This is a genomic window from Nocardia sp. NPDC050406 (genome assembly GCF_044459025.1).
Classification (GTDB): domain Bacteria; phylum Actinomycetota; class Actinomycetes; order Mycobacteriales; family Mycobacteriaceae; genus Nocardia.
In genome coordinates, this window is record NZ_JBITIM010000001.1 from 1,092,999 (window position 1) to 1,108,734 (window position 15,736).

Sequence of the window (15,736 nt, forward strand, 5' to 3'; positions counted from 1 at the left end):
CGCTCCGGCGTCATGCGCGTCCTCGGCCGAGTTCGATACGCGCGGCGCGCGCGGCCTCCTCGGCGGTCGCGGCGGCCAGCACCGCGGTGGCGGCCGCCTGACACTGCGCGAGGGTAACCTCGGCCAGCGCCGCGCGCACTCCGGCAAGCGAGCGCGGCGCCATGGACAAGGTCGACACACCCAAACCCACCAGCACACAGGCGAATTCGGGGTTGGAGGCGGATTCGCCGCATACGCCGACGGCCACCTCGCGCTGGGACGCACCCGCGACGACGGCCGCGATGGTCGAGGCCAGCGCGGGCTGCCACGGATCGTGCAGTGCCGCCAGCGACGACGACATGCGGTCCGCACCGAACAGATACTGCGACAGGTCATTGGTACCGATGGAGAAGAAATCCACCTCCGCGCCGAGGTATTCGGCGCGCAGGGCGGCCGAGGGCACCTCGATCATGATGCCGGAGGTGGTCACGCCCAGACCGCGCGCCCGCGTCGCAAAGGAGCGCGCCTCCTCGACGGTCGCGACCATGGGGGCCATCACCTTGACCGGTGTCCCCGTGGCCGCCCGCGCCGCCTCGATGGCGGTGAGCTGATCGTCCAATGTCCCCTCATCGACATTGGCCAATCGAATACCGCGCACACCGAGCGCCGGATTCTCCTCCACGGGCAGGTTCAGGAACGGCAGCGGCTTGTCCGAGCCCGCGTCCAGGGTGCGCACCGTGACCGGCCGCTCCCCCATGATCTGGAAGATCTCGGTGTAGTGCGCCGTCTGCTCGTCGATGGTCGGCGCGGATTGCCGTCCGAGGAACAGGAATTCGGTCCGCAGCAACCCGACGCCCTCGGCCCCGAGCTGCACGGCCAGGGTGGCGTCGGCCGCGCTGCCCACATTCGCCAGGAGCGGCACCGCGTGGCCGTCGGCGGTGCGCCCGGGTCCCATTGGAACCGCCTGGTGGCGCGAGTTCTCGATGGCCACCGCCGCACGCCGCTGGGCGTCCGGTTCGATCTCGACCACACCGGCGGTGCCGTCGAGGACGACCGCGCTGCCCTCGGCGATCTCCACCGCGTCGGGGCAGGCGACCACGGCCGGAATGCCCAGGGCCTTGGCCAGAATCGCGGTATGCGAGGTCGGCCCGCCCGCGACGGTGAGGAGTCCGACCACCTTCGCCGGGTCCAGCGTCGCCGTATCGGCGGGTGCGAGATCCTGGGCCGCGAGCACGAAAGGCTCCGCGCTGTCCGGGATTCCGGGCGGATCGACACCCAGCAGCTCGGCGACGACGCGCTGCCCCACATCGCGCAGATCCGAGGCCCGCTCGGCCATCATGCCGCCGAGCGCGGCCAACTGCTCCGCGAAGTGGTTCACCGCCTCGGTCACCGAATGCGCGGTCGGGCCGCCGCCGCGAATACCGGCCCGCACCTGATCCAGCAGGGCGGGATCACCCGCGAGCGCGGCCGTCATGGTGAGGATGTCGGCCGCCGGACCCGCGGCGGTCTGCGCCTGAGCCAGATAGCGCCCGGAGACGACCTCGAAAGCCGTTTCGACGCGCGCGATTTCGGCATCGACGTTCGCGCCGGGCGCGTCGGTGGGGCTGGTGACCGGCGCGGACGCCAGCCACTTCACCACCCCGACGGCAATGCCCGGCGCGGCCGCGATACCGCGCACCTCACGCGTCAAGATCGGTCTCCAGCAGTCCGACCAGCTTGTCCAGGGCCGCCTCGGCCCCGTCCTCGGCGCTCAGCGTGACGGTATCGCCCTGTTTCACGCCGAGGGTCATCACCTGCAGGAGGCTGCCCGCGGCGACCGGAGCCTTGTCGTCCACCGAGATCATCACCGGCACCGGCGATTCCGCGGCGGCCTTGGCGAAAAGCGCGGCGGGCCGGGCATGCAGGCCGGTCTTGGACGCGACGACGGCGGTGCGAGTGATCATTGGGCGGTGTTCTCCTTCTCGAGCTCGTCCGCTTCGGGTTCGCGGCCTGGGGTGGGGAGGTTCCAGCGTCGGATCACGAAGCTGAAAGTGAAGTAGTACAGGGCGGCGTAACCGAGCCCGATGGGGATCAACAAGAGCGGATGCTGCGCCTTGCCGAAGTTCAGCAGGAAGTCGATGGCGCCCGCGGAGAACATGAAGCCGTCGTGGATGCCGAGCAGATTGGTCAGTGCCAGCGCCGAACCGGTGAACAGCGCGTGGATGAGCAGCAGCGGCCATGCCACGAAGATGAAGGCGAATTCGAGGGGCTCGGTGATACCGGTGACGAAGGCGGTCAGACCGGCCGACAGCATGATGCCGCCCACCATCTTCTTGTTCTCCGGCTTGGCGGTGCGCCAGATGGCCAGCGCCGCGGCGGGCAGACCGAACATCATGATCGGGAAGAAGCCGGTCATGAAGGTTCCGGCGGAAGGGTCACCGGCCAGGAAGCGCGGAATGTCGCCGTGCGCGCCGTTGTAGTCGCCGATCACGAACCACACCACCGAGTTGAGAATGTGGTGCAGGCCCAGCGGCAGCAGCAGCCGGTTCACGAAACCGAAGATGCCGCCACCGGCGACGGCGTTGTCCGCCACCGCGTTTCCGAGCCAGGTCAGTCCGGCATCGAAGACCGGGTAGACGAACGAGGCGATGACACCGATGACCACGGCCGCGATGGCGGCGAGAATCGGCACCAGGCGGCGACCGGAGAAGAAGCCGAGATAGTCCGGCAGCGTGGTGCGGTGGTAGCGCTGCCAGAGAATGGCCGCGGTCAGACCCATGACGAGACCGCCGAGCACACCGAAGTTCACCAACTCCTGTGCGCCCTTGGTGTCGACCTTGCCCTCGAGGACCACCGGTGACATGGCCTTGGCGACGCCGTTGAAGGTCAGGTAGCCGACCACCGCCGCGAGCGCGGTGGACCCGTCGGACTTCTTGGCCCAGCCGATGGCCACGCCGACCGCGAACAGCAGCGGCAGATTGTCGAGCAGTGCGCCGCCCGCACCGGCGAGGACGTCGGCCACGCCACTCGTCGCCGACCAGCGGCCGAGCATATCGTCCTGACCTAGTCGTAGCAGCAGGCCAGCGGCGGGAAGGGTGGCGATCGGCAGCATCAGGCTGCGTCCGAGCTTTTGCAGGCCGGATAGATCCAGCTTCTTGCGCACGCTCTGCGTGGCATCGGCCATAGCGAGGTCCTCAGTCCGTGAATCGGGTCACACCGGTGTAGGGTGACAGCGACTGGTTATAACCAGACATATACTGGTTATAACCAGCTTTGTCTACTCGACACGCAGGATTCGTCCACACGACACGCACGGAGGAAAGAATGTCCAAGGTCGACCAGATCGTCGCCGGACTAGGCGGCACCGACAATATCGTCGAGGTCGAAGGCTGCATCACTCGACTGCGCGTCGAGGTCAAGGATTCCGGCAAGGTCGACGAGAAGGCCCTCAAGTCCGCCGGTGCGCACGGTGTGGTGAAGATGGGTGACGCGGTGCAGGTCGTGGTCGGACCGACCGCCGACGCCCTGGCCGAAGACATCAACGATCTGCTCTGAGCGGCGGCGATGAGCACCCAGATTCTCGCGCCGCTCGACGGCCGCGCCCTGCCCATCTCCGAGGTCCCCGATCCGGTCTTCTCCGCCGAGATGGTGGGCGCCGGTGCCGCGGTGGAGCCCCTCGACACCGCTGAGCCGACCACCGTGATCGCGCCGATCTCCGGCACGCTGGTGAAGCTGCACCCGCACGCCGCGGTGATCGTCTCCGACACCGGTGTGGGCGTGCTGCTGCACGTCGGCATCGACACCGTCGGCAAACCCGACCTGTTCACGGTGAAGGTCGAAGAGGGTGACGAGGTGCGGGCGGGCGATCCGCTGATCACCTTCTCCCCCAACGCCATTCGAGCACTCGGCCTGAGCGCCGCGGTGCCGGTCGTCGTGATGGACACCGCGCCGGGAGCGGCGCACGATGTAGCCTCCGGGTCGGTCACCGCGGGCGCGGTTCTCTTCTCGATCTGAGCACTCGCCGAGGGGTTTTCGGTGGAGATCGCCGAAAGCCCCTCGGCGTCAAGAGTTCTGGTTGCCGTCGTCGGCGGAGACCGTCATGTAGACCTGGTATCGGTCGGCGCGGTACCAGGATTCGGCGTGTTCGATACAGCGATCGCGCGAGAAGGACATGCGATCGAAAGCCAGTAGCGGAGAACCGGTTTCGGTGCCGAGCCAGCCCGCGTGGCGCTCATCGGCCGCCACCGCGCGCACGCTCTGCTCGGCCCGGTCGATCGGGCAGTCGTACTCCCCCGCGAACAACGCGTACAGCGATTGGGTGAGATCGTGCTCGAGCAGCCCCGGCAGGAGATCCGCCCGGTACCACCCGTCATCGATGGACATCGGCAGCCCGTCGGCCAAGCGCAGCCGCACCAGATGGAACGCCTTCACCGTCGGGCCGACCCCCAGCGCCGCCTGGGAGGCGGGCGGCGGCACCGCGTAATCACTGTGCAGCACAACGGTGCTCGGGGTGCGCCCGAGGCGGCGCATATCGTCACTGAACGACGCCATGTGCAGTCGCGACCGCGCCACCCGTTCCGCGACGAAGGTGCCCTTACCCGGCACCCGGGTGATGACGCCCTCGGATTCGAGCTGGCTCAAGACCTCGCGCACCGTCATACGGCTCACGCGGTAGTCGTCGCACAGCTGGCGCTCGCTGGGCAGCATCTCACCCGGGCGCAGCGTGGCGCACAGGGTGGTCAGCGCCGACCGCAGTTGCGCCTGTTTGGTTACGCGCCCGGCCACACGGACCTCGGGCAGCCCAGCGGGCTCATCGCTCGCTCACTCAGTTCTCGTTGCGGGCCTTGGGGAATCGCTTCTGCTTGGCCACCCACCCGGCCATCTTCGCCCAGTGGCCCTTGGCCGGGTTCACCTTCGAGACCAGCTCGCGGTCCCACTCCTCGCTCTCCGAGAGGCCGTTCACCGCGGCGACCAACGCCTTGGCGGACTCCATATCGGGCACCATGCGGTCACCGAGGGTGCCGTCCGCGGCCACCAGGGTGACGCGCACGCCGAGACGGCCCACGGGCTGCGGTACCGCGGTGGCGGACCCACCGTGATCGGCGACGAAACCCTTCACCGAATCGACGATGGACGGCGACAGTTCGACGGGAGCCGGGGCGGTGGTAGCGCTCATGCGGAGGAGTTTACCCACGGGTAGAACCGAGTCCATGTGCCGCCGCCCACAAGACACCGGGACGGGTGTACAACTTGTAGATGCGTGCGATCCAGGTTTCCGAACACGGTGGTCCCGAGGTCCTGCGGTACACGGAGGTGCCCGACCCGACGATCGGGCCGAAGCAGGTATTGGTCGATACCGATGCCATCGGCGTGAATTTCATCGACACCTATATCCGCACCGGGCGCTATCCGCAGACCGTGCCGTATGTTCCGGGCGCGGAAGGGACCGGGCGCATAGCCGCGGTGGGTGTCGAGGTGACCGAGTTCCAGGTCGGCGACCGGGTGGCGTGGGCCGCCGCGCCGGGCAGTTACGCCGAGCGGGTCGCGGTGGACGAGGCCGTGGCCGTGCCGGTGCCGACGGGTATCGATTCGCCCGTGGCGGCGTCGGCGCTGTTGCAGGGAATGACCGCGCACTATCTCATCGAGTCCGTCTACCGGCCCGAACCGGGCGAAGCGGTGCTGGTGCACGCGGGCGCGGGCGGCGTGGGGCTGATTCTCACCCAGTTGCTCGCGGCGCGCGGGGTTCGGGTGTTCACCACGGTCTCCTCCGACGAGAAGGAGAAGCTCTCGCGCGAGGCCGGGGCGGCCGAGGTGCTGCGCTACGGCGACGAACTCGCCACGCAGGTCCGGGACCTCACCGGCGGGGTCGGTGTGGCGGCCGTATACGACGGGGTCGGCGCGGCGACCTTCGAGTCCAGTCTCGCGGCCCTGCGGATTCGCGGCACCTGCGCGCTCTTCGGCGCCGCCAGCGGGCCGGTGCCGCCGTTCGACCTACAGCGGCTCAATGGTCTGGGCTCGCTGTTCGTCACCCGGCCGACGCTCGCGCACTACACCCGCGACCGGGCCGAATTGCTGTGGCGCTCACGCGATGTCATGAACGCGATCGCCGACGGCAGTCTGCGTCTGCGCGTCGGCGCGACCTATCCGCTCGCCGAGGCGGAGCAGGCGCACCGAGATCTGGAGGGGCGCAAGACAACCGGCTCCATCGTGCTGTTGCCGCATTAGCGGGTGGCGGTGGTGATGTGGCTGAGGACGCATCGCCACTCGCCGTCGCGGCGGTGGAACACATCCGTGGTCCACTCGTCGGCGTCGAAGCGTTCGTCTTCGAAGTGGGCGGTATTGGTGGCGCGCACCGTGATCACGGCCGCGTCGCCGTAGACGCGGATACGGGGTTCGCTCACCATGTCCATCGCCGAGTGGGTGAGTCGCCCCGCGGCGATGTGGGCGAGGAAGTCCGCGCGCGTGCCGATGCCGGAGTCGGAGACGATCACCCAGTCCTCGGCCATGAAGTGCGCGATGCGGGCGGGATCGTTGGACACGATGGCGCGTGCCCAATCGCGGGCTGTCGCGGTGAGTTCGGTGTGCGCCGAATCGGCGGTCATGCGCCGAGTGTAGGACCGAGCGTCACAGATCGCGGCCGGTTAGACCCCGATAGACGAAACGGGTGAGGCCGTCGACGGCCTGTTCGTCGGTGAGCTCGACCGAGCCCTCCTCGACGGCTTGGAGCAGTGCGCTGGCCATCAGGAACATCATGGCGAGGCTGGCGTCGGGGGTGCTGGGCAGGGTGAGGCCCGCGGCCTCGAATCCGTCGAGGTGGTCGGCGACGTCGGCGCGCTGCGCGGCGGTGAAATCGCCCATGATGCGGGCGAATTCGTCGTTCACCAGGGCGGCTTGACCCATGGCACGGAAGACCGGCCAGTGCTCGCGGGCGGCCTGCCAGTACGCGGCGAGGTGGTAGCGCACCGCCTCGGGATCGGTGAAGTCCGGATTGTGCTCCGGGTCCTCGGCGCGCGCGTCCCCGGCGTCGGAGAGGTCCTGCAGCAGCGCCTGGAGCAGCTCCTCTTTGCTGGCGAAGTGGTTGTAGAACGAGCCCGCCGCGCGTCCGGCGGCCGCGGTGATATCGGTGATCTTCGTATTCAGGTAGCCGCGCTCGGCGAAGAGCCGCCGCGCCGCGGACTTGAGCGCCTGCTCGGTCTCGGCCGCTTGTTCCTGGCGTTTACCTGCCACCACACACCACCTCCTTGACAGCGGAACGTACCAGTCTCGATACTGAATTTGTATTCAGTGAATCAGTATTCAGTATATGGAGGCAGTATGTCTGCGCAGGTCCTCGTCGCCGGAGCCGGTCCCACCGGCCTCACTCTCGCCATCGATCTGGCGCGGCGCGGCGTCGCCGTGCGGGTGGTGGAACAGGCCGCGGAGTTCTTCGTCGGCTCGCGCGGTGACGGGATTCAGCCGCGCACCCTCGAGGTCTTCGACGACCTCGGCGTCCTCGACGCGGTCCTGGCGGCCGGGTCGCCGCAGCCGCTCATGCGCGCCTGTATCGGCGGGACACTGGTCGGCGAGCGGCGGATGAGCGAATGGCGGGAGCCGAGCTCGGCGGTGCCGTACCCGAATCCGTGGGTGCTGGGGCAGTCACGGACAGAGGAGATCCTGCGGGAGCGATTGGCGGAATTCGGGGTGCGGGTCGAATTGTCCACGGCGCTGGTGGATTTCGCCCAATCCGACGACGGAGTGAGCGTGCGACTGTCCGGTCCCGCCGGGGACGAGACCGTGCGCGTGGACTATCTGGTCGGGGCCGACGGCGGCCGCAGTACCGTGCGCAAACGCCTCGGCATCGCCTTCGAGGGCAGCACCGACGACGCCATCCGCATGCTGCTCGGCGATGTGCGCGCCGACGCGCTGGACCACGAGTACGGCTACTGGTTCGCCGAGGCGGACGCCCCGATGAACGGAATCGCGCTGTCCCCCTTGCCTGGTGGGCGTGCATTCCAATTCGCCGCGCCCCTGGACGCGGACGTCGAACCCTCCCTGGAACTCTTGCAGGGCTACATCGATCGCCTCGCCCACCGCCCCGAGGTCGTACTCACCGATCTGACGTGGTCCACCGTGTGGCGGCCGAACATTCGCCTGGCGCAACGCTTTCGCGAAGGCCGCGTGTTCCTCGCGGGCGATGCCGCACACGTCCACCCGCCCACCGGCGGCCAGGGCATGAACACCGGGATCCAGGACGCGTACAACCTCGGCTGGAAACTCGGTGCGGCGCTGCGTGATCCGGGCGTCGAGAGCGATGCGCTGCTCGACACCTACGAGACCGAGCGACGTGCGGTCGCCGCCTCGGTGCTCGGATTGAGCACCGAGATCTTGGCGAAGACCGTCGCGGGCGCGCCGGATGCCATGGAGCGCGGCGAGAACACCCATCAGCTCGATATCACGTATCGAAATCTGATGCCGCAGAAGATGTCCGGGGAATCCGAACCGGCGTTGCGATCCGGCGACCGCGCGCCGGACGCAACGCTGCGGGATGGCGTCGATCGGACGGTGCGGCTCTTCGATCTGCTGCGGGGGCCGCACGAGACGCTCGTCGTCTTCGGCTCCGACGCACCCGTGTCGCCAGGCCCACGCGTCGTCACGATCGCGCGCGAGGGGCAATCCGATCAGGCGTTGGTCGACTCGACCGGCGACGCCTTCCGTGCGTATGACGCTGTCGAGGGCACGCGAGTGCTGATTCGCCCCGACGGTTACATCGCCGAACGCGTCGGCTGACCGTGCACGGCGACGGCCGTGCGGTGACCACTCCCATGCCGCCACCGTGGTGACCGTCCTGCATCCCGCGCCCGAAGAATCCGGTTCGAGTGCTTGTCGCTGGCCCGACTGGTCAGCATGGAATCGGGCAATTGTCCCGCTTCGCCCATGACGTGCCGCCCGGGCGTCGCGAGCCCATGACCATGCTGGATGATCTTGCTGCCGCACAAGACGATTCGCCGCGACCCGTTCGGGATAACCCGTAAGGTGGGTCGCGGCGACCGTTCGGGCGGCCGACAGTGGATGAGGCATTCGGTCAGAGGTGGGTCTACATGCTGGTGAAGGTCCGGAACGACGACCCGTCGCGGCTGTCGAGCACCGAACGGACCGTCGTGAACTGGCTCAAATCGTGGAGCGGGCCGCACGCGGTGCCCGGAATCGCGATCGTGCAGTGTCAGGACGCCGATGTGGTGGTGTGGACGCCGCAGACCTGCGTGGTGATCGCGGTGCACGGATTCACCGAGCGGGTGAACGGGACACTGCACTGCGCCGAAGACGAACCCTGGACGGTGGATGACGCGCCCGCGCCCATCGACGGCGACGCGAATCCCCTGGAAAGGGTGCGGCGGCAGACCACCGAGATGGCGCGGCAATTGCGGGCCGCGCCGGGACGCGAACACGTCCCGGTCAGCGGTCTCGTCCTCGTTGTCCCCCAACTGGGCAGTCGCCTGAAACTCGCCAAGGGCGCGATGCCGCCCGGGATCGACGTCCTCCTCGGCGACGGCCCCTCCTCCCTGCGCGCCTACTTCACCAAACTCGCCGAAGGCGCGGCCCCCGCTTGGGACGCCGCCCAGGTCGGCCAAGCCCTCGGCGCCCTCGGATTCGCCGCCGCCGCAACCCATTCCGATCTCGTCCTCGAAGGCTTCGAACCCCCCGCCCCCAACCGCACACCGCCACCCCCCTCGACACCCCCCACCCGCAAAGTCCCCTCCGTCCCCGTAGCCCCTCCCCCCGCACCGGAACCCTCCGGCACGCCCGGCGGAGTCGTCCCCGGCCCAGCCGCTGTCCCAGTGCCCAACCCCACGCCCGGACCGAGCGGTGCGGCACAACCGCTTCCGCCACACGGCGAACGCGGCCGATCGAGCACAGCAGGCGCAGCGGCCGGTGCGGCCGCAGCAGGAGCCGCGGCCGGAGCGGCCTTCCGTGGACGCCAGCCGTCCGGCGAGGAACACGGTCCCGGTGGCGGACAACCGGTTTCGCCAGGCCAAGCTGACGCGCCGGGAACAGGCGGCGGACAAGGTGACCCAGGGCAAGGTCCGGCCTACGGGCCAGGTGACCCGAGGCAAGGTGCGGCGGCAGCCCAGGGCGGCTACCCGGGTGGTACGGCCCAGGCGAACGCGCCGATGGGCCAAAGCGGGTCAGGCACTCAGGCAGCCCCGCAAAGCCAGGGCGGCCACCCGAGCGGTTCGGCCGAGACGAATCCTCCGATGGTCCAAGGTGGTTCGGCGGGACCGGGCAGCAGTCGAGGCGGCCCGCACGAACAGAGCGGCGCGGCCGGGCACGGTGGTTCGACCGGCGATACGGGGCCGGGCGACCTCCGAGGAGGGCCGGGCGAACAGAGAGCGGCAGCCGGGCAGTCTGGACAAGGTGCCGCCTATCCGTCTGGCGGCCCCGGTCAAGGCTCTGGGACAGGCCAGGGCGGCTACCCAGGTGGTTCCGGGCCGAATGCCCCGATGGGGCAAGGCGGTTCGGCTGGACCGCGAGGCGAGCAAAGTGGCACGGCGCGGCAGGGTGCTGCCTATGGGGCGGGCGGAGTAGCCGGTTCCCAGGGCGGCGCATCCGGAACGGCTGGCGGCCAGGGCGACGGGGCTGCGCGGAGCGGTGCGGGGGTCGAGTCCGGTCGTGGTGCTGGAGAACAGGTTCCGGGGCGGGGCGAGGGGGAATCTTCCGGGAAGGGCAAGATCGCTGGGGCCGCAGCGGCGGGGGCTGCTGCCGCTGCGGCGGTAGGTGCGCTTTTCCGGCGCAAGTCGAAGCGGACCGAGGCGGGGGACGAAGGGAAGGGCGCGCAGGGGGACGAGAGGGGCCGTGCGGGTTCGGAGAGCGGTGGGGGCGGCGGTCTTTGGCCGGGCGGACTCGGACAAGGTCGCCCGCGGCCAGATGATGCCGGGCACAGCGGTTCCGGACAATCCGGGCGCGGCCAAGGGGACTCCGCGCAGAGCGGCGGCCTTTGGCTAGGACGATCACAGCAAGGGAGCGCCGAGCAGGGCGGCCGGGGGCAAAGCGGTCCTGTGCAAAGTGGCCCTGCGCAAAGCGGCCCTGGTCAGGGCAGCGGGGGCGGCGGCCTTTGGCCGGTCGGTTCCGGGCAGGGCAGCGCCGGGCAAGGTGTGTCTGGACAGGCTGATCCTGGCCAAGGGCGTGCTGGCCAAGCCGGTTTCGGGCAAGGCGCTCCCGGGCACGGCGGTCCTGGACAAGGCGGTGTTGGCCAGGCTGATCCTGGACAGGGGCGTCCCGGGCCTGGCGGCTTCGGCCAAAGTGGGCCTGGCCGCGGTGGTTCGGGGCAGAGTGCCATCGGTGGTGCGGCTGGGTTCGGTCGTGGCCAACAGGGGCCGGGTGGTCCGGCTGCGGGGCAACAGGGTTCGGCGTCCGGCGCGCCCTATGCCGCGGCGGGGGCTGCCGCGGGAGCGGGGGCCGGGTCGGTGTTGCAGCGTCCTGGGCAGTACGACCCGGGGCGGCCGAGCGGGGGCGCGGGCGGTCGGGACCGGGGTGCCGGTTCCGGGCCGGGTGGCGATGCCGGTGCTCCCCCGACGGCTGGGCCCGGATTCCCGCTGTGGGACAACTCGCAGCAGGCGGTGCCGCGGCGTCGCCGCCGCGACCTTCCCGTGGTGGCCGCCTTGCTGCTGGTGTTCGTGATTCTCGCGATAGCGGCCATGTGCACGGGCCGTGGCGGCGGCGACAGCGAGCGCTCCCCCGGGATCACCACGACGGTGCGCCCGACGACCACGAGCGTGTCCACGGATCCGACACTGCCGTCGACCACCTTCGCCCCGGCCTGTTTCCCGTTCCAGCCGGACTGCTGACCTACCGCATATCCACCACTGCTGCCGTCACCCGCCGCACCAGCGGCAGTACGAGCAGCAGGGTGGGAAAGGCGATCACCCAGGACACACCCCAGGCCCGCAACCAGACGCCGAGAAACCCGCTGTCGAACCCTTGGCTGTTCACGGTGCTGATGAACGACACCACGAAGGTCATCAGCACCGACAGCAACAGCGGCAGCACGAAGGCCGCGTACCGGGTGGGAAGTTTGCGAAAACTCGTGCGCGAGACGGAATTGTTCATCGATTCCTCCGAAAGCGTGGACAGGCCAACAACAATCACCCCGCACCGGCGGGGCATGCGTTGATTGGCGTTAACGCTTACGGCGACAAGATCGCGCAGCCATCGTAGGACGACTACCGCCGGACTGTCCACCGACGAAAAACGCGGTGCACGAACGATCCGTGCACCGCGCTGTCCGCAAACCTCAGGACAGGAACCCGCCGATGGTGTTCCACCCCAGCACCGAGTCCACCGCCAGACCGCAGAACACCACGGCCAGATAGTTGTTGGACTGCAGGAACAGTCGCAGCGGCTTCACCGATTCCCCGCGGCGCACACCGGAGTACAGCTGGTGCGCCATGAGCAGGAACCAGGCTCCCGCCGCCAAAGCCGTTGCGGCGTAGATCACTCCGGCGGCCGGGACGAGCGCCAGCGTCGCCAGCACGGTCAACCAGGTGTAGATGACGATCTGCTTGGTGACGGCCTGTTCGGTCGCAACCACGGGCAGCATGGGGACGCCCGCCGCGCGGTAGTCCTCCTTGTAGCGCATGGCCAGCGCCCAGGTGTGCGGCGGCGTCCAGAAGAAGATCACCAGGAACAACACGATGGCGGGCCACCCGATGGTGCCGGTCACCGCGGACCAACCGACCAGTGCGGGCATACATCCGGCCGCACCGCCCCACACCACGTTCTGCGAGGTCCGCCGCTTCAACCCCAGCGTGTAGACGAACACGTAGAACAGAATCGTCGCCACCACCAGCGCACCGGCGAGCAGATTCGCCTGCCACCACAGCCACGCGAACGACGCCAACCCCAACGCGATACCGAAGATCGCGGCATTGCGGGTGGGCACCGCCTCGCGCGCCAACGGCCGCTTGGAGGTCCGCTTCATCACCTTGTCGATATCGGCGTCGGCGACACAGTTGAGGGTGTTCGCCGAGGCCGCGCCCATCCAGCCGCCGAACAGCGTGGCCAGAATCAGGCCCAGGTCGGCGTGGCCGCGGTCGGCCAGCAGCATGGTGGGAATCGTGGCGACGAGCAGCAGCTCGATCACGCGGGGTTTGGTGAGCGCGATGTAGGCGAGCACGCGCCGCGTGGCCGCCGACAGCGGGCCGGAGCCCGTCACGCGGTCGGCCAGCACCGTTCCGGAGGAGCCGTGACCCCCGCCGGGTTGTTGCCCAATCCGCACTGTTTCTCCTCGCACAACGTGCATGTTGATCCGGTCGTGGAACCAGCAGCGCGCTCTCACGTCCAGAGAAAACAGTTCAGTGCGGCGCGGCCACTACTACAGAGCATGGTAGACCGTGCCGAATGGCGCTCTCGCCACGGTCCGGCCGTGGGTCGTGCGATACCGCCGCGCGGTGCGCGCGGTGCGTGGTCACGAACTGGTCCGCGCGCGGACACGAACGCACGACACGACGGCCGGTGAACGCGGGTTCCCGTATGGCCGCGAAACGGTCACCTTTAGGGTGGTGGGTATATCGGTGCGGTGAGCGCACCGGCACACCCCGCAGCGAACAAGCCCGCCGACAATCGCATCGTTGACGAAAAGGTCAGGAGAACCTCGGTCGTGTCAGTCACAGACGACATCCGCGCCCTCACCCAGCCCCACCACCCCGCCGACTGGACCGACGTCGACACCAGGGCCGTCGACACGGCCCGCGTCCTCGCCGCCGACGCCGTGCAGAACGCGGGCAACGGTCATCCCGGCACCGCGATGAGCCTCGCGCCGCTGGCGTACACGCTGTTCCAGCGTGTGATGCGGCACGATCCGAGCGATCCGGAGTGGGTGGGCCGCGACCGATTCGTGCTGTCCTGCGGCCACTCCAGCCTGACCCTGTACGTGCAGCTCTACCTGGCCGGTTTCGGCCTGGAGCTGGACGATCTGGTGAACCTGCGCAAGTGGGGTTCGCTCACCCCGGGCCACCCGGAGTACCGCCACACCGACGGCGTCGAGATCACCACCGGCCCGCTGGGCCAGGGCCTGGCCTCCGCGGTCGGCATGGCCATGGCGGCGCGCCGCGAGCGCGGTCTGTTCGATCCCGAAGCGGCACAGGGCAAAAGCGCGTTCGACCACTTCGTCTACGTCATCGCCTCCGACGGTGACATGGAGGAGGGCGTCACCTCCGAGGCGTCCTCGCTGGCGGGCACCCAGCAGCTGGGCAACCTGATCCTGTTCTACGACGACAACAAGATCTCCATCGAGGACGACACCCGCATCGCCTTCACCGAGGACACCGCCGCGCGCTACCGCGCCTACGGCTGGGACGTCCAGGTGGTCGAGGGCGGCGAGAACGTGGTCGCCATCGAGGAGGCCATCGCGCACGCCCAGGCGGTGACCGACAAGCCGTCGATCATCCTGCTGCGCACCATCATCGGCTACCCGGCCCCCAACAAGATGAACACCGGAGCCTCGCACGGTGCCGCTCTGGGCGCCGACGAGGTCGCCGCCACCAAGAAGGCCCTCGGTTTCGACCCCGAGAAGAGCTTCGACGTGGACGCCGCCGTCATCGCGCACACCCGGGGCAATGCCGCCGCGCGCGCCAAGGCCGCCAAGGACGCCTGGCAGACCCAGTTCGACGCGTGGGCCGCCGCCAACCCGGAGAACAAGGCGCTGTTCGACCGCCTCCAGGAGCGCCGCCTCCCCGAGGGTTGGGCCGACGCGCTGCCCGTGCACGAGCCGGACCCGAAGGGCATGGCCACCCGCAAGGCGTCGGGCAAGGTCCTCGCCGCGCTCGCGCCGGTGCTGCCGGAGCTGTGGGGCGGCTCGGCCGACCTCGCGGAATCCAACAACACCACCATGCCGAACGTGCCGTCCTTCGGCCCGGAGGACATCTCCACCGGTATGTGGAAGGCCAACCCGTACGGCCGCACCTTGCACTTCGGTGTGCGCGAGCACGCCATGGGCTCCATCCTCAACGGCATCGCGCTGCACGGACCGACCCGTCCGTACGGTGGCACCTTCCTGGTGTTCTCCGACTACATGCGCCCCGCCGTGCGCCTGGGCGCGCTCATGCGCACCCCGGTCACCTACGTGTGGACCCACGACTCCATCGGCCTCGGCGAGGACGGCCCGACCCACCAGCCGATCGAGCACCTGGCCGCGCTGCGCGCCATTCCGGGCCTGAACGTGGTGCGCCCGGGTGACGCGAACGAGACCACCTACGCGTGGCGCACCATCCTGGAACGCGATTCCTCCGAACGGCATTCGCACTTCCTGGTCTCCGAGCCCGCGCACCAGGACGGCCCGTCCGCGCTGGCCCTGACCCGTCAGGACCTGCCGATTCTGGAGGGCACCTCCTACGAGGGCGTGCGCAAGGGCGGCTACGTTCTGGCCGAATCCTCCACCGCCACACCGCAGGTGATCCTGATCGCCACCGGTTCGGAACTCCACCTCGCGACCGAGGCGCGCACTACGCTGGAGGCGCAGGGCATCGGCACCCGCGTGGTGTCCATGCCGTGTGTGGAGTGGTTCGACGCGCAGGATCAGGACTACCGCGACTCCGTGCTGCCACCGTCGGTGCGCGCGCGGGTGACCGTGGAGGCCGGGATCGCGATGCCGTGGTACCGCTTCGTCGGCGAGGCCGGTGAGATCGTGTCCATCGAGCATTTCGGCGCGTCGGCCGACTACAAGACATTGTTCCGCGAGTTCGGCATCACCACCGACGCCGTCGTCGCGGCCGCGCAGCGTTCTCTCGACAAGGTGAAGGGATAG

15 protein-coding genes are annotated in these 15,736 nt (G+C 69.2%); 6 read left to right on the top strand and 9 right to left on the bottom strand.

The features are described 5' to 3' along the window. Window positions 1–10: 10 nt before the first annotated feature. From ptsP to ACIBH2_RS05155, 3 genes are read right to left on the bottom strand one after another with little or no spacing between them, the layout of a single operon-like run. Complete coding sequence (gene ptsP, locus ACIBH2_RS05145; RefSeq protein WP_397113631.1) at window positions 11–1,669, bottom strand: phosphoenolpyruvate--protein phosphotransferase; 1,659 nt, start codon at window positions 1,667–1,669, stop codon at window positions 11–13. Further along, window positions 1,659–1,922: an HPr family phosphocarrier protein gene (locus tag ACIBH2_RS05150; RefSeq protein WP_397113633.1), complete on the bottom strand. Its 264-nt coding sequence runs from the start codon at window positions 1,920–1,922 to the stop codon at window positions 1,659–1,661. The genes ptsP and ACIBH2_RS05150 overlap by 11 nt, the downstream gene beginning before the upstream one ends. Continuing rightward, window positions 1,919–3,142 carry a PTS transporter subunit EIIC gene (locus tag ACIBH2_RS05155; protein WP_397113635.1) on the bottom strand — a complete coding sequence of 408 codons (1,224 nt, stop codon included), beginning with the start codon at window positions 3,140–3,142 and terminating at the stop codon, window positions 1,919–1,921. Before ACIBH2_RS05155 ends, ACIBH2_RS05150 begins: the two co-directional genes overlap by 4 nt. An 89-nt stretch (window positions 3,143–3,231) precedes the next feature. Here ACIBH2_RS05155 and ACIBH2_RS05160 point away from each other — a divergent pair, with 89 nt between their 5' ends. Both ACIBH2_RS05160 and ACIBH2_RS05165 read left to right on the top strand, forming a co-directional pair. Next, window positions 3,232–3,513 (top strand): glucose PTS transporter subunit EIIB, encoded by a 282-nt coding sequence (locus ACIBH2_RS05160; RefSeq protein WP_397113637.1) that lies wholly within the window; start codon window positions 3,232–3,234, stop codon window positions 3,511–3,513. Window positions 3,514–3,522: 9 nt separating this feature from the next. Further along, window positions 3,523–3,972: a PTS glucose transporter subunit IIA gene (locus tag ACIBH2_RS05165; RefSeq protein ID WP_397113639.1), complete on the top strand. Its 450-nt coding sequence runs from the start codon at window positions 3,523–3,525 to the stop codon at window positions 3,970–3,972. 48 nt (window positions 3,973–4,020) lie between these two features. On the opposite strand, the gene ACIBH2_RS05170 is transcribed toward ACIBH2_RS05165, so the two are convergent. Further along, window positions 4,021–4,743, bottom strand: coding sequence for a GntR family transcriptional regulator (locus ACIBH2_RS05170; protein WP_397113641.1), 723 nt, complete (start codon window positions 4,741–4,743; stop codon window positions 4,021–4,023). Between the two features lie 40 nt (window positions 4,744–4,783). Further along, the gene (locus tag ACIBH2_RS05175) at window positions 4,784–5,134 is read right to left on the bottom strand and encodes a hypothetical protein (protein ID WP_397113643.1); all 351 of its coding nucleotides are present in this window, start codon (window positions 5,132–5,134) and stop codon (window positions 4,784–4,786) included. Between the two features lie 80 nt (window positions 5,135–5,214). On the opposite strand from ACIBH2_RS05175, the gene ACIBH2_RS05180 reads away from it, so the two are divergent. After that, window positions 5,215–6,183: a quinone oxidoreductase family protein gene (locus tag ACIBH2_RS05180; RefSeq protein ID WP_397113645.1), complete on the top strand. Its 969-nt coding sequence runs from the start codon at window positions 5,215–5,217 to the stop codon at window positions 6,181–6,183. Here the strand turns inward: ACIBH2_RS05180 and ACIBH2_RS05185 are convergent. Together ACIBH2_RS05185 and ACIBH2_RS05190 are read right to left on the bottom strand one after the other, a co-directional pair. Further along, window positions 6,180–6,560, bottom strand: coding sequence for a nuclear transport factor 2 family protein (locus ACIBH2_RS05185; RefSeq protein WP_397113647.1), 381 nt, complete (start codon window positions 6,558–6,560; stop codon window positions 6,180–6,182). The genes ACIBH2_RS05180 and ACIBH2_RS05185 overlap by 4 nt on opposite strands. Before the next feature lie 22 nt (window positions 6,561–6,582). Continuing rightward, window positions 6,583–7,188, bottom strand: coding sequence for a TetR/AcrR family transcriptional regulator (locus ACIBH2_RS05190; RefSeq protein WP_397113649.1), 606 nt, complete (start codon window positions 7,186–7,188; stop codon window positions 6,583–6,585). An 84-nt stretch (window positions 7,189–7,272) separates the two neighbouring features. Here ACIBH2_RS05190 and ACIBH2_RS05195 point away from each other — a divergent pair, with 84 nt between their 5' ends. Continuing rightward, window positions 7,273–8,724, top strand: a complete 1,452-nt coding sequence (locus tag ACIBH2_RS05195; RefSeq protein ID WP_397113651.1) for an FAD-dependent monooxygenase — start codon at window positions 7,273–7,275, stop codon at window positions 8,722–8,724. Between the two features lie 2,675 nt (window positions 8,725–11,399). Beyond that, window positions 11,400–11,780 carry a hypothetical protein gene (locus tag ACIBH2_RS05200; RefSeq protein WP_397113653.1) on the top strand — a complete coding sequence of 127 codons (381 nt, stop codon included), beginning with the start codon at window positions 11,400–11,402 and terminating at the stop codon, window positions 11,778–11,780. A 1-nt stretch (window position 11,781) separates the two neighbouring features. On the opposite strand, the gene ACIBH2_RS05205 is transcribed toward ACIBH2_RS05200, so the two are convergent. Further along, the gene (locus tag ACIBH2_RS05205) at window positions 11,782–12,042 is read right to left on the bottom strand and encodes a DUF2798 domain-containing protein (RefSeq protein WP_397113655.1); all 261 of its coding nucleotides are present in this window, start codon (window positions 12,040–12,042) and stop codon (window positions 11,782–11,784) included. A gap of 184 nt (window positions 12,043–12,226) precedes the next feature. Further along, the gene (locus tag ACIBH2_RS05210) at window positions 12,227–13,234 is read right to left on the bottom strand and encodes a heme o synthase (protein ID WP_397113657.1); all 1,008 of its coding nucleotides are present in this window, start codon (window positions 13,232–13,234) and stop codon (window positions 12,227–12,229) included. 357 nt (window positions 13,235–13,591) lie between these two features. On the opposite strand from ACIBH2_RS05210, the gene tkt reads away from it, so the two are divergent. Next, the gene (gene tkt, locus ACIBH2_RS05215) at window positions 13,592–15,736 is read left to right on the top strand and encodes a transketolase (protein ID WP_397113659.1); all 2,145 of its coding nucleotides are present in this window, start codon (window positions 13,592–13,594) and stop codon (window positions 15,734–15,736) included.

Coding starts and splice junctions, on each gene's coding strand:
- ACIBH2_RS05150 (WP_397113633.1), bottom strand. CDS start 1,922: ATGATCACTCGCACCGCCGTCGTCGCGTCCAAGACCGGCCTGCATGCC.
- ACIBH2_RS05155 (WP_397113635.1), bottom strand. CDS start 3,142: ATGGCCGATGCCACGCAGAGCGTGCGCAAGAAGCTGGATCTATCCGGC.
- ACIBH2_RS05165 (WP_397113639.1), top strand. CDS start 3,523: ATGAGCACCCAGATTCTCGCGCCGCTCGACGGCCGCGCCCTGCCCATC.
- ACIBH2_RS05175 (WP_397113643.1), bottom strand. CDS start 5,134: ATGAGCGCTACCACCGCCCCGGCTCCCGTCGAACTGTCGCCGTCCATC.
- ACIBH2_RS05180 (WP_397113645.1), top strand. CDS start 5,215: ATGCGTGCGATCCAGGTTTCCGAACACGGTGGTCCCGAGGTCCTGCGG.
- ACIBH2_RS05185 (WP_397113647.1), bottom strand. CDS start 6,560: ATGACCGCCGATTCGGCGCACACCGAACTCACCGCGACAGCCCGCGAT.
- ACIBH2_RS05195 (WP_397113651.1), top strand. CDS start 7,273: ATGTCTGCGCAGGTCCTCGTCGCCGGAGCCGGTCCCACCGGCCTCACT.
- ACIBH2_RS05205 (WP_397113655.1), bottom strand. CDS start 12,042: ATGAACAATTCCGTCTCGCGCACGAGTTTTCGCAAACTTCCCACCCGG.
- ACIBH2_RS05210 (WP_397113657.1), bottom strand. CDS start 13,234: ATGCACGTTGTGCGAGGAGAAACAGTGCGGATTGGGCAACAACCCGGC.